Raw genomic sequence first — 12862 nt, forward strand, 5'->3', positions numbered from 1 at the left:
AGGGAAAATCGGCGCCCTTATGGCATGCTCCGGAGCGCTTGTCTCCCGTCCGCCGGAGAAAGCGCCGGGTTCGTCGCCTATTCCGGCAAAAAGCCAGCCTTGAGTGGTGGCAAATTCGTCGCTATCACGACCGTATGTTCATCTTGGCCGCCCCCGCCACGCAATCCCAGGAGATCAAGCGCAGCCGGTTTCTTGCCGTCGCGGCACCGGTCAGTGATGAAGAGGCTGCGCGTGCCTTTCTCGCCGCTCAGAGTGTGCCCGATGCCAACCACAATTGCTGGGCCTGGCGCATCGGCCAGACCTATCGTTTCAGCGATGACGGCGAGCCGAGCGGAACCGCGGGCAAACCCATCCTCCAGGCGATCGACGGGCAGGAGCTCGATCAGGTGGTGGTGCTTGTCACTCGCTGGTTCGGCGGAACGCTGCTCGGCAGCGGCGGTTTGATGCGCGCCTATGGCGGCACGGCGGCGCTCTGCCTTGCAGCAGCGGAGAAGCGAAGGTTCGTTCTCCGCCAGGAATTTCGCACCACGCTCTCCTTCAGCGATCTTGCTCTCGTCAAGGCACGGCTCTCCGGTCTTCACGATGTCACTGTTGCACGTGAAACCTTCACCGAGACGGGCGCCGTTCTCGATCTTCTCATCCCCGCCGCCGATGTGGATGTTATCCTTGGCCTGATCCGCGACCTGACCAGTGGTCGGGCGGAGGTCACGTCTTGACGGAGCCTTGTGGCTCTGGACTGACCTGGCGCAAAGTGCCGGAACGTGCGCTGCTGCAAACACGGAAAGAGGAACCATGGCCGCCAAAACGCTGAACGCAAAGAACCTGGAAGCGCTGGGTGCGCCAAGGCTTGCGGAACTTCTGATCGAGATCAGCACGGGCAGTGCGGCGCACAAACAGCGTCTCAGGCTCGAACTGGCCGGCAGCCAGAGTATTGCCGATGTGGCGAGAGAAATCCGCAAGCGGCTCATCAGCCTGCAGCGGGCAAAAACCTTCATCGACTGGCGCAAGGTCAAGGCGGCGAAGAAGGACCTTGAAACCCAGCGCATCGCGATCCTGGAGAAGGTGGCGCCGGAGGATGCGCGCGAAGCTTTCGATCTGATCTGGCAGTTTCTGGGTCTGGCCGAATCGATCTTCGAGCGCAGCGATGACGGCAGCGGGACGCTCGTTGCGATCTTCCACCAGGCCTGCGCGGATGCCGGCAGGCTGGCCAAAGGCGCCGAGCATTCCGGAGATGTCCTGGCGGAAAAAGTCTTCACCGCCTTGAACGGCAATGATTATGGCCAGTTCGATCCACTGATCGTCGAGATGGCACCGGCGCTTGGTCCAAAGGGGCTGGAGCGGCTGAAGGCGCTGATGACGGATGCCCTGCAGGCCCCCAAAGCCAAGCTTGAGGACAGCGAACGCCAGGTGATCGGCTGGAGCACTCGTGGCCCGATCTATCGCGACGAGATCGAGAGCAGACGAACCGATTCCATGGCCAAGATCGCGCTTCAGATGATTGCCGATCTGACGGGCGATGTGGATGCCTTCATCGCCCAACAGCCGGAAAAGACCCGCAAGGTGCCGATGATTGCCGCGGAGATCGCCATCCGTCTCCTGTCTGCTGGCCGTGCCGCCGAGGCGCTGTCCACGCTGGATGCCGCTGAAATGGGTCGCATGGGCTGGCCGTTCGAATGGGAGGAGGCTCGGGTGGAGGCGCTTGAGGCGTTGGAACGGGGGGAGGATGCGCAGGATTTTCGCTGGTCCTGCTTCGAAGCGAACCTTAATCCGCACCATCTGCGCGCCCATCTGCGTCGCCTGCCCGATTTCGATGATCTGGAAGCGGAAGAGAAGGCTTTTGCGCATGTGCATCGGTTCGCGGACGTGCACCATGCGCTGGATTTTTTCATCGAGTGGCCGGCGCCCGCAGAAGCCGCCAAGCTGTGCGTCAAGAGGCGGGCGGAAATCGACGGCGACCTCTACGAGCTGCTGACGCCCGCTGCCGAAAGATTATCGGACAAACAGCCGCTGGCGGCGACGATCTTGCTGCGTGCCATGATCGACTTCACCCTCGATCACGCGCGCTCGAGCCGCTACAAACACGCGGCTCGGCACTTCGTGGAATGCTGTGGTCTTGCGGCGCGGATCACGGATTTCGCCGATCTGCCACCCCATGACGATTACGTTCTGAACCTGAAGAACAAACACGGCAAGAAGTCTGGCTTCTGGAGCCTGATCACCTGACGCCTGCTCGTCTCCAGTTTGTCCTCAATCGGCAATCGGCACGCCGCGTGACAGCTGGTCCTGGATGTAGATGTCGAGAAGGCGCTCGCTGACCGGGCCGACCTTGCCATTGCCGATGGTCTCGCCATCCAGCCGGACGACCGGTGTCACGAAGCTCGTCGCCGAGGTCAGGAAGGCCTCCGATGCGGATGTGACTTCCTCGACCGTGAAGGCGCGTTCATGGGCCGTGATGCCTGCCTGCCTGGCCAGATCGACGATGGAGCCGCGGGTAATGCCGTGCAGCAGCGCATTCGAAAGATCGCGCGTGATCAGCTCTCCCGCTGCTGTGACGATGTGGAAATTGGCGGAGCTTGCCTCGGTGATCAAGCCGTTCTCGACGAAGAGCACGTCATCAAAGCCGTTGCGGTTGGCTTCCGTCTTGCGCAGCGACGAATAGAGAAGCTGTACCGTCTTGATCTGGCGCTCCGACCAGCGGCCTTCCGGTACCGTCTTCAGGGAAAGACCGGTCTTCCATTTCGGATTGTCCAGCACCCGTTTTGCCTGGGTGAACATCACGAAGGTTGGCTCCATGGCTTTCGGAAACAGGAAGTCGCGGTCCTGCACGCCACGCGAGATCTGCAGATAGATGAGGCCTTCGGTGATACCGTTGCGCTGCGCGATCTCCTTGTGCAGCGCCAGCAGTTCGGTCTCTTCGACGGGCATGGCAATACCTAAGGCATCAAGCGAGCGGCGCAGCCGAGCCGCATGGCCTGGAAAATCGATGAGTTTGCCGTCGATCACCGCGGTGACCTCATAGATGGCGTCAGCGAACAGGAAGCCGCGATCGAAGATCGATACCTTCGCCTCGGTTTCGGCGATCCATTCGCCATTGAGATAAACGGTCCTGGTCATGATGCTGCCTCTGTCTGTCTATGCCGTTTGGGAATTCTGACTGTCTCGCATTGCGACAATCCGGGTGCAAGGTCCATCCGGCGTGAAGGTAGACGCGGATCTGCCGTATTGCGGTGGGGCGTCGTTTTTCCAACCGCCTGAATTCTCTTTCAGAATGTCGTTCCAGGACCGAAGGCCGCTGCGTTCTCGTATTCGATAATCGAATAATTCAATTCAGATAATAATATTGAATTATATTGCGGTGCAGTGAACAGCGTGAAATCATCGCTGCCAGAACAAGCCGAAAACGGCACTTCCAGTGGAGAACAGTGATGAAAACCTTCCAGAAATCCGGCCTTGCCGGGTTAACGCTTCTGCTTGCCTTATCCCATGCACATGCCGAAGGCACGATCAAGACCGCGCTTGATGGAACCTTCGCGCCTCACGCCATGCCGACGCTTGACGGCAAGGTGGAAGGTTTTAACGTCGACCTCGTCAAACTGATCGGCGAACGTCTCGGCAAGACGGTCGATCTGACATCCGCGCAGTTTTCCGGCCTCATTCCCGCCCTCCAGGCCAAGACCTATGATTTTCTCGCAGCCCCGGTGACGGTGAACAAGGAGCGGTCCGCCAACCTGCTGTTCACCGAAGGCTTTATGGATACCAACTTCGCCTTCGTGGTCCCGGCCAAGGGCCCGGACTACAAATCCCTTGCCGATTTCAAGGGCAAGACCATCGCCGTCAACAAGGGTTCTGCCTATGACAGCTTCCTGCGCGAGCGCGAAGCGGAGTTCGGCTGGAAGGTCGAAAGTTACGGCACGAACACGGATGCCGTCGCCGCAGTCGTCGCGGGTCGTGCGGATGCGAACCTTGCCGGCGCAACGGTTGCCGCCTGGGCTGCCAAGCAAAATCCGCAGGTCAAGCTTTCCTACGAATATCCGACCGGTCTCGTCTGGGGGCTCGCCTTCCGTAAGGACGATGTGGCCGGCCGCAACCTGGTCGACAAGGCGATCGAATGCCTGAAGATTGACGGTTCCATGGCCAAGCTTTCCGAGAAGTGGTTCGGCGTGACGCCGACGGCGGGAACGACCATCGTGACCCCGACCAAGGGTTATGGTGTCCCCGGTTTCGAGGGGTATGCCGAGGATGATCACAAGCCGTCGTGCGATCTGAAATGAGCGTGGCGGACGGCAGGGTGACCTGCCGTCCCCTGTCGTTCCATGCATGCGGGAGCCGCCGATGACCAACCGTCCGATGCTCGAAATCGTTTCGTTACAGAAGCGGTTCGGCGATACCGTTGTTCTGCGCGACATCAATCTCAAGGTCGCGCAAGGCGACCTCGTTTTTATCATCGGCCCTTCCGGGTCCGGCAAAAGCACCATGCTGCGGTGCTGCAATCGCCTTGAGGAACCGTCCGGCGGCGACATCATCGTCGATGGACGCAACATCATGAGCGGCACCAGCCGGGATCTCGATCGCATGCGATTGAAGGTCGGCATGGTGTTTCAGGGCTTCCACCTGTATCCGCACATGAGCGTGGTGAAGAACGTCATGCTGGCGCAGTGCAAGGCGCTCGGACGTTCGGCCGAAGAGGCCAGGGCTCGGGCCATGGACATGCTGGATCGGGTCGGCCTTGCGCACAAGGCAAGCGCCATGCCTGCGGAGCTTTCCGGCGGTCAGCAGCAGCGTGTCGCTATCGCCCGGGCGCTTGCGCTTGATCCGCTCGTGATGCTGTTCGACGAACCGACGTCGGCGCTCGATCCCGAACTGGTGGGGTCGGTCCTGTCGGTCATGAAGGACCTGAAGGCCAAGGGCATGACGATGTTGGTCGTCAGCCACGAGATGGGATTTGCCCGCGAGACGGCCGATCGTGTCGTTTTCATGGATGGTGGCCTCGTCGTGGAGGAAGGTTCGCCGGAGGAGATCTTTGGTGCTCCGAAGGCCGATCGTACGCGTGCCTTCCTGTCTCGCGTCACGCGGTGACCGGGATGGCGAATTTCCTCACCACCTTCTTTAATCCGGATGTGATGGCACGGTATCTCCCCGACGTGCTGTCCGGCATGTTGGTCGCCGTCTGGATCGGGCTTGCGGTGGTCGTCGCCGGTGTCCTGACAGGGCTCGCTCTCGCCTGCCTGCGCACCTATCGCATCTGGATCTGCAACATCCTGATCGTCTGCTTTGCCGATATCTTTCGTGCCTTGCCGCCGCTCGTGCTGATCCTGCTGCTCTATTTCGGCCTGCCAGGGGTCGGCGTGCGGCTCTCCGGGCCGATGGTCCTGTTTATCGTGTTGTCGTTGACGCTTGCCGCCTTTGCCGAGGAAATCTTCTGGGCGGGCTTTCTTTCCGTCGATCGCGGGCAGTGGGAAGCCGGCATTTCCACCGGCCTCGGCTTTGGCGGCACGCTGCTTTATGTCGCCCTGCCCCAGGCTGTGCGGCTTGCCATTCCGCCGCTCGTCAACCGGGTTCTGGCCATCACCAAAATGACGGCGCTGGGCTCCGTCATCGGCGTGTCGGAAATCCTGTCGGCGGCGACGACAGCCCAGAGCTTCTCCGGCAGTGCCACGCCGCTCTCACTTGCGGCGATCGCCTATCTCGTCCTGTTCATGCCGCTGGTGTTTGCTGCGCGGCTTTTCGAACGTCGCCGCGATCAAAACCAGGGCCGCTGATCATGCAGAACCTCATCGATCAGTTCTTCAACCTCTCGATCATGGCGAAATCGCTTCCGCTGATGTTATCGGGCCTATGGATGACGGCCAGGCTCTGCGCCGCCGTGATCCTGCTTGGCCTTGCCGGCGGTTTGCTGGTGGCGCTCGCCAATCTCAGCCCGCGCCGGTGGCTCAGGCTGCCGTCCATCGTCTTCACGGATATCTTCCGGGCCCTGCCGCCGCTGGTGCTCTTGATCTTCATCTATTCCGGCCTGCCTTTCGCCGGCATCGAAATCTCTCCTTTTGCCGCCGTCGCGCTCGCTTTCCTGCTGAACAATTCCGCCTATTATGCGGAAGTTTACCGGGCGGGCATCCTGTCTGTCGGCAAGGGCCAATGGGAGGCGGCGCGATCGACCGGCCTCAGCCAGACGCAAACGCTGATCAGCGTCGTCCTGCCGCAGGCCATCCGCAACGTGCTGCCGGACCTGTTGTCGAACACGGTCGAGGTGGTGAAGCTCACCTCGCTTGCCTCGGTCGTGTCGCTCTCCGAACTGCTTTACGCCGCCAACATGGCGCGTTCGATCACCTACAACGCCTCGCCGCTGGTTCTGGCGGCACTCATCTATCTCGTCATCCTGTGGCCCGTGGTGCGGCTGGTCAGCCGTTTCCAGCGTCGGCTTGCGGCGTGACGCACGAAAAAACGGAAGGATACTCCCATGACCAGAATGATCATTGCCGGCGCGCAGCTCGGTGCCATCCAGAAAGCCGACAGCCGGCAAGCCGTGGTCGCTCGCATGATCGACCTCATGGAACAGGCGGCTGCGCGAGGGGCGGAGATGATCGTCTATCCGGAACTGGCGCTGACGACCTTCTTCCCGCGCTGGTACATGCCGGACTGGAACGAGGTCGATACCTGGTTCGAACGGGAAATGCCGAACGGCGCAACTCAGCCGCTCTTTGATCGTGCCCGCGAGCTCGGCGTTGCCATGACCTTCGGATATGCGGAACTGACGCCCGAGGGGCGTCATTTCAACACTTCGATCCTGACGAACCGCAAGGGAGAGATCGTCGGCAAATACCGCAAGGTGCATCTGCCGGGCCATGACGAATACGATACGACACGCGCCTTCCAGCACCTGGAAAAGCGTTATTTCGAACCGGGCGATCTCGGTTTCAACGTCTGGCGCAACGAAGGTGTTATCATGGGCATGGCGATCTGCAACGACCGCCGCTGGCCGGAGACCTATCGTTGCATGGGCCTGCAGGGCGTGGAACTGATCACCATCGGTTATAACACGCCGGCCGTGAACAGCCAGATGAGCGCCGAGGGGCTGGAGAAGCGCCTGTTTCACTCCGATCTGTCGCTCCAGTCGGGCGCCTATCAGAATGCGACCTATGTCGTTGGTGTCGCCAAGGCGGGCGTGGAGGATGGGCATCCGCTGATCGGTGGTTCGATCATCGTCGATCCGGACGGTTTCGTGCTCGCACGCGCCGAAACGGAAGAGGACGAACTGATCCTCGCCGATTGCGATTTCGACAAGTGCGCCTTCGGCAAATCGACGATCTTCGACTTTGCGCGCCATCGCCGGATAGAGCACTATGGCCGCATCACGTCACAGACCGGCGCGATCATTGACGTCTAATTCGCAGGAAATCCCGATGCAGTACGATACGGTCATCCACGGCGGCACGGTTGTCACGCCCCATGAGACCTTCAAAGCGGATGTCGGCATTTCCGACGGCCGGATTGTTGCGCTTGCCGAACATCTGCCCGGCGGTGAGCGGCGGATCGATGCCGGTGGCCGGCTTGTCCTGCCGGGTGGCATCGAAGCCCATTGCCATATCGCCCAGGAAAGTTCGTCGGGTGTGATGACGGCAGACGACTATTATTCTGGTTCGGTCTCGGCAGCCTTCGGCGGCAACTCCTGTTTCGTCCCCTTCGCCGCCCAGCATCGTGGCCAGTCGATTGCCGACGTGATCGCCACCTATGACGGACGGGCCGCACCGAATTCCGTCATCGACTATTCCTATCACCTCATCATCTCGGACCCCACACCGGCCGTGCTTGAAGAACTGCCTGGCGTCTTTCAACGCGGCATCACCTCGTTCAAGGTCTTCATGACCTACGACCTGATGAACATCGGCGACGGCGGTATGCTGGATATCCTCACCGTGGCGAAGAGCCATGGTGCTTTGACCATGGTGCATGCGGAAAACAACGAGATGGTGAAGTGGATGAACCGGCGTTTTGCGGCGACCGGTCTGACCGCTCCCAAATATCATGCCCTCAGCCGTCCGGAGCTGGCGGAGGAGGAGGCGATCAACCGCGCCGTTTCGCTGGCTAAGCTTGTCGATGCAGCCCTCTTCATCGTGCATGTCTCGACCCGCGGCGGTGCCGAGATCGTGCGGCGCGAGAAACTGGCCGGAACCAAGCTGTTTGCCGAGACCTGCCCGCAATACCTGGCGCTGACCCGTGCCGATCTCGATCGACCGGGCATGGAGGGTGCCAAATACATCTGCTCCCCTCCCCTTCGCGACCATGCGACGCAGGAGGTCTTGTGGCAGCATATCCGGTCGGGCACCTTTGAAAGCGTCTCCTCCGACCATGCTCCTTACCGGGCGGATGCCACCGGCAAATTCCTGAACGGGCGTGACGCGCCTTACCCGAAAATCGCCAACGGCATGCCGGGCATTGCCATGCGGCTTCCCTATCTGTTTTCCGAAGGCGTCGCAAAAGGCCGGATCACGCTTGGTGATTTCGTCAGGCTCTCCAGCTCCAACGCCGCACGGGTGTTCGGACTGGACCGCAAGGGGGCGATCGCGCCCGGTTTCGACGCGGATATCGCGATCTGGAACCCGGAAGAGACCCGGACGGTCACGCTCGACATGCAGCACGACAACATGGACTACACGCCCTTCGAGGGCATGGAGATCAACGGATGGCCGGAGCTGGTGATGAACCGCGGCCGGATCGTGGTGGAGAAGGGCATGCTCAAAGCGAACGCGGGCGATGGGCGGTTCGTTGCCAGAAAACCTGTCGATACCGGTGCCATGCCGGGCTATCGGGCTGTTGAGTTCGAGATCGCAGCCCAGTTCGGCCAGGAGGTGGCACCCTGATGCAATCCCCCTCCCCGACGATCCTGGTGATCAATCCGAACAGTTCCGAAATCGTGACCGAAGGGCTGCGGACGGCGCTCTCCGGCTTTTCCTTTCCCGGCGGGCCGATCATCGAATGCCTCACCATCAAAGAGGGGCCACCCGGCGTCGTGACACAACGGCATGTCGATGAGGCGGCGCTGCATACAGCCGCAGTGATCGAATCACGCCCGGATGCGGCGGCCTATGTGCTCGCCTGTTATTCCCAGCCGGGCCTTGACCTTGCCCGGTCGATCACGACGCGGCCGGTCTACGGCATCCAGGACGCCGGCGTGCTCTCGGCGCTGGCGCTCGCAGATATGTTCGGCGTCATTGCCGTGGCGGAAGCTTCCATTCCGCGGCATCTGCGCAATCTGCGCCGTCTCGGGGTCGATCAGCGGCTTGCGGGTGAGGTGGCTCTCGAAGGTTCCGTCAGTGTTGCCGAGAGCGGCCACGGTGAGGAGAGTTATGGCCTCCTGCTGGCTGCGGCACGCAAACTGAAGGGGCTCGGTGCCGGCGCCATCGTGCTTGGATGTGCGGGCATGTCCGGACACCGCAAGCGGCTTGAGGACGAGGTCGGCTGCGCCGTCATCGACCCGACCCAGGCGGCGGTTGCCATGGCTTTCGGCAATCTGGTGACGGGAACGGCATGAACGGCTCACCCACCAAGCCCGACGTTTCGCTTCGCCTCCTGGAAATCTTCGATGCGATCATGCGGTGCGGAACGACCGTGGAGGCCGCCGAGCAGCTTGGCATCTCGCAGCCGGCCGTTTCCAACGGCATCCGCCAACTGGAGGCCCAGACCGGGGTCACGCTGTTCGAGCGCCTCCACCGCCGCCTGCAGCCGACGGAAGAGGCCGTTGCCCTGCATGATGACATCAAGCCGGTTTTCGGTCTTCTGAGGGGGTTCGCCTCCCGGGCCCAGGACATGCGCCAGGGTGTGTCTGGACGGCTTCGGGTGATCTCGACGCCGCCGCTTGGGCACACCGTTGCTCCGCTTGCCATGCGGCGTTTCCTGAAGGAACGCAAGGATGTGTCCGTCGCCTATGATGTCCGGCGTCTGGAACATGTGGTGGTAGCCGTGCAGAGCGGCCATGCCGATCTCGGTCTGGCACTCGCACTGGAACGTCATCCTGCCGTCAATGTCGAGATTCTGGCGCGCACCCACATGGTTGCCGTTCTGCCAAAGGCGGAAAAGGTTTCCGCCAGCACGGTGAGCGCCGAGACGCTGGCGAAGGGAGATTTCGTCGGACTGGAAATCGAATCGAACCTTGGCCAGAAGGTGCGCGCGGCCTTCGAACGTGACGGCGTGCCCTACAAACCGCGGGTCGAGGTTCGTTATTGCGCAACGGCTGCGGTTCTTGCCAGTGCCGGCATCGGTTCCGCCGTCATCGATCCCTATACGGCGGCGTTTAATGCCGGGCTCGGTGTCATCGAACGTGGATTCCTGCCACCGATCGAAGTTGCGGCGGTGCTGATCACCCGCAAGGGCGTTCCGCGCTCGAGGCTGCAGCACGCGTTTATCTCAGAAATGCGCAAGGCCCTGACGGATTTTGCCGCCGGCGGCATGCAGACGATCTTTGGCACCCGGTAGGACCATGACAGACGCCCATACCCATTTCGATTTCCAGAGACTGTCCGAACGGGAGCGCTACAAGCTCCTGATCGGCACCGTCATTCCCCGACCGATCGCGCTTGTGACGACCGTCAGCCGGAACGGCCAGGCGAATGCCGGACCCTTCAGCTTCTTCAACGTGCTGACCCATGAGCCGGCGCTGCTGGCGATCGGCATCGAACACCATCCGGATGGCCGGCCGAAGGATACCGCCCGCAACATTGCCGAGACCGGCGACTTCACCGTGCATATCGTCGATATGCCGCTGATGCAGCAGATGGAGATCTGCGCCATCAAGTTCGGGCCAGAGGTCGACGAGTTGCAGGAAGCCGGTCTGGCGACTGTTCCGGGCCGGATGGTGGCCAGTCCGCGTATTCTGGCGGCACCGGCAGCGCTGGAATGCCGGCTCCATACGGTGCTGAAGGTCAGCCCGGCACGCGACATCGTCATCGGCGAGGTCGTCGGTGCCTTCGTGCGCAGCGATGCGGTCGATGAAAAGACCCTTCATGTGGACCAGAGGCTGATGGATGCCGTTGGCCGCCTGGGCGGTGCGCTCTATACCAAAACCCAGGACCAGTTCGAGATCCGGACACAGACGGTTGACGATTACCGGCGGCGTCAGGCGTCGACACCAACAAAAGGCTCGTGAGGACAACACACCATGACATTCTCCACCAGTTCCAGGGGCGTTTACGCGATCGCCACCACCCCCTTCCTGCCGGACGGTTCGCTCGACGTTCCCTCCATCGACCGGCTGACCGATTTCTACCAGGACAGCGGCTGCAGCGGCATCACCATCCTCGGCATCATGGGTGAAGCGCCGAAGCTCGAACCGTCCGAAAGCCGGGCAATCATCAAACAGGTCGTCGGCCGCGCCAGGATCCCGGTCATCGTCGGCGTGTCGGCGCCGGGCTTTGCCGCCATGCGCTCGCTCGCCCGCGATGCGATGGATCTGGGGGCTGCCGGGGTGATGATCGCGCCGACACCCTCGTTGCGCACCGACGATCAGATCGTCACCTATTTCGCCCAGGCGATCGAGGCGGTGGGCGACGACGTGCCCTGGGTGCTGCAGGATTATCCGCTGACGCTGAATGTGGTGATGTCGGCGGGTGTCGTGGCCAAGATCATCTCGAACCACCCCTCCTGCCTGATGCTGAAGCACGAGGACTGGCCGGGTCTCGAAAAGATTTCCAGGCTGAGGACGATGCAGAAGGCCGGTGATCTCAGACCCTTCTCGATCCTGTGCGGCAATGGCGGCATGTTCCTCGATTTCGAACCGGAACGCGGTGCCGATGGCGCCATGACCGGTTACGGTTTCCCGGACATGCTGACCGAACTCGTCGATCTCTTCGCCGCCGGACAACGCGACGCCGCGCACGACCTGTTCGACGCGCATCTGCCGTTGATCCGCTACGAACAGCAGCTCGGCATCGGCCTTGCGGTGCGCAAATACGTGCTGATGCGGCGCGGTGTGATCACCTCCGACGCCCAGCGCAAACCCGGGCTTGCCCTCTCGGAGACCGCGCGCTCAGAGGTGGACTACCTGCTTGCGCGGCTCGCGCAACGCGACAAACGGGCTGCCTTCTAATCCGCAGCGCCTTGCGCCTGTCAGAGGGTGCGCAGGTCGACCGGTCAGCGTCAAGGTTGGCCGGTCGACAGAAAAGAGCCGCCGGAGTGGATCTCACGCCTCGACGGTTTCCCGCACGTCATCCAGCAGGAAATGCACGATCACATAACGTGTTGTGTATTGTTTCCCGCTGTCGGAGATGCTTTCGACACTGCCGCCGTCGGAGGGATGCCAGTTCCGATAATGCGGATTGTTGGTGATCAAGGGTGATCGCTTTGCCGGCCAGCCGTCCGCCAAGCCGATAACGCGCCTCGGCCAGAGGCCATATCTTCTCGAAGTCCTGCTGGGTGATGCGTGCCTTCAAGCCCTTGCGGGTCGTTGCCTTCCCAGGGGAACCATCGCCCTGCACTACCGGCTGAATGTGAAGGTCTACCTCTTCCGCGCCGTCCAGCAGAACGGCATAGTCGTCTGGCCACATCCGTCTCACGTATCGCTCCTCCCAAAGCTCTCCGTCGTCACGCACAATGATTGTAGCGCTTATGCGGTGAGAGGCAATGCGAATGCGATCCATCGCCTGCGACAGACGACTGCTTGATTTCGCGCGATGATTAATGGGAAAACCCTTGCACCCGAAGGGTTCATGATGGCGGAGAGGGTGGGATTCGAACCCACGATACGGTTGCCCGTATGCCGCATTTCGAGTGCGGTGCTTTCGACCACTCAGCCACCTCTCCGGGTAATCTGGTCGGCACCAGGCGGTGCGGAGCGCTACATAGCGATGAACGGGGCGGGTGGCATTACCAAGTG

At 61.5% G+C, this 12862-nt stretch carries 13 protein-coding genes, 1 tRNA gene and 1 pseudogene; 12 read left to right on the forward strand and 3 right to left on the reverse strand.

The window, feature by feature from the left end; translation table 11 throughout:
• Positions 1 to 134 precede the first annotated feature (134 nt).
• Entirely contained in the window at positions 135 to 716 is a 582-nt protein-coding gene (locus OU993_RS07840) for an IMPACT family protein (protein ID WP_268155951.1), read from the forward strand.
• Positions 717 to 792: 76 nt separating this feature from the next.
• The gene (locus tag OU993_RS07845) at positions 793 to 2223 is read left to right on the forward strand and encodes a DUF6880 family protein (protein ID WP_268155953.1); all 1431 of its coding nucleotides are present in this window, start codon (positions 793 to 795) and stop codon (positions 2221 to 2223) included.
• Between the two features lie 24 nt (positions 2224 to 2247).
• Here the strand turns inward: OU993_RS07845 and OU993_RS07850 are convergent, their stop codons facing one another.
• Entirely contained in the window at positions 2248 to 3114 is an 867-nt protein-coding gene (locus OU993_RS07850; RefSeq protein ID WP_268155955.1) for a D-amino-acid transaminase, read from the reverse strand.
• A 311-nt stretch (positions 3115 to 3425) separates the two neighbouring features.
• On the opposite strand from OU993_RS07850, the gene OU993_RS07855 reads away from it, so the two are divergent.
• The 10 genes from OU993_RS07855 (at position 3426) to OU993_RS07900 (ending at position 12076) form a co-directional block, all read left to right on the forward strand.
• Entirely contained in the window at positions 3426 to 4271 is an 846-nt protein-coding gene (locus OU993_RS07855; RefSeq protein ID WP_268155957.1) for a transporter substrate-binding domain-containing protein, read from the forward strand.
• A 61-nt stretch (positions 4272 to 4332) separates the two neighbouring features.
• A complete protein-coding gene (locus tag OU993_RS07860) occupies positions 4333 to 5076 on the forward strand; it encodes an amino acid ABC transporter ATP-binding protein (RefSeq protein ID WP_326493828.1) in 744 nt (247 codons plus the stop codon).
• Positions 5077 to 5081: 5 nt separating this feature from the next.
• Positions 5082 to 5759, forward strand: a complete 678-nt coding sequence (locus tag OU993_RS07865; protein WP_268155959.1) for an amino acid ABC transporter permease — start codon at positions 5082 to 5084, stop codon at positions 5757 to 5759.
• Positions 5760 to 5761: 2 nt separating this feature from the next.
• Positions 5762 to 6427, forward strand: a complete 666-nt coding sequence (locus OU993_RS07870) for an amino acid ABC transporter permease (RefSeq protein ID WP_268155961.1) — start codon at positions 5762 to 5764, stop codon at positions 6425 to 6427.
• A 27-nt stretch (positions 6428 to 6454) separates the two neighbouring features.
• On the forward strand, positions 6455 to 7381 hold the full coding sequence (locus OU993_RS07875; protein ID WP_268155965.1) for an N-carbamoyl-D-amino-acid hydrolase: 927 nt from the start codon (positions 6455 to 6457) through the stop codon (positions 7379 to 7381).
• Between the two features lie 16 nt (positions 7382 to 7397).
• Positions 7398 to 8855 (forward strand): dihydropyrimidinase, encoded by a 1458-nt coding sequence (hydA, locus tag OU993_RS07880; RefSeq protein WP_268155967.1) that lies wholly within the window; start codon positions 7398 to 7400, stop codon positions 8853 to 8855.
• Positions 8855 to 9526, forward strand: a complete 672-nt coding sequence (locus OU993_RS07885; RefSeq protein WP_268155969.1) for an aspartate/glutamate racemase family protein — start codon at positions 8855 to 8857, stop codon at positions 9524 to 9526. The genes hydA and OU993_RS07885 overlap by 1 nt, the downstream gene beginning before the upstream one ends.
• Positions 9523 to 10467, forward strand: coding sequence for a LysR family transcriptional regulator (locus OU993_RS07890; RefSeq protein WP_268155971.1), 945 nt, complete (start codon positions 9523 to 9525; stop codon positions 10465 to 10467). Before OU993_RS07885 ends, OU993_RS07890 begins: the two co-directional genes overlap by 4 nt.
• A gap of 4 nt (positions 10468 to 10471) precedes the next feature.
• Positions 10472 to 11137: a flavin reductase family protein gene (locus tag OU993_RS07895; protein WP_268155973.1), complete on the forward strand. Its 666-nt coding sequence runs from the start codon at positions 10472 to 10474 to the stop codon at positions 11135 to 11137.
• 12 nt (positions 11138 to 11149) lie between these two features.
• Positions 11150 to 12076, forward strand: a complete 927-nt coding sequence (locus tag OU993_RS07900) for a dihydrodipicolinate synthase family protein (protein WP_268155975.1) — start codon at positions 11150 to 11152, stop codon at positions 12074 to 12076.
• Between the two features lie 93 nt (positions 12077 to 12169).
• Here OU993_RS07900 and OU993_RS07905 read toward each other — a convergent pair.
• Positions 12170 to 12533: pseudogene (locus OU993_RS07905) on the reverse strand (hypothetical protein).
• Positions 12534 to 12699: 166 nt separating this feature from the next.
• Positions 12700 to 12789: transfer RNA gene (locus tag OU993_RS07910), tRNA-Ser, on the reverse strand.
• Between the last annotated feature and the right edge of the window lie 73 nt (positions 12790 to 12862).

It is taken from the genome of Rhizobium sp. SL86 (assembly GCF_026672545.1).
GTDB lineage: Bacteria > Pseudomonadota > Alphaproteobacteria > Rhizobiales > Rhizobiaceae > Neorhizobium.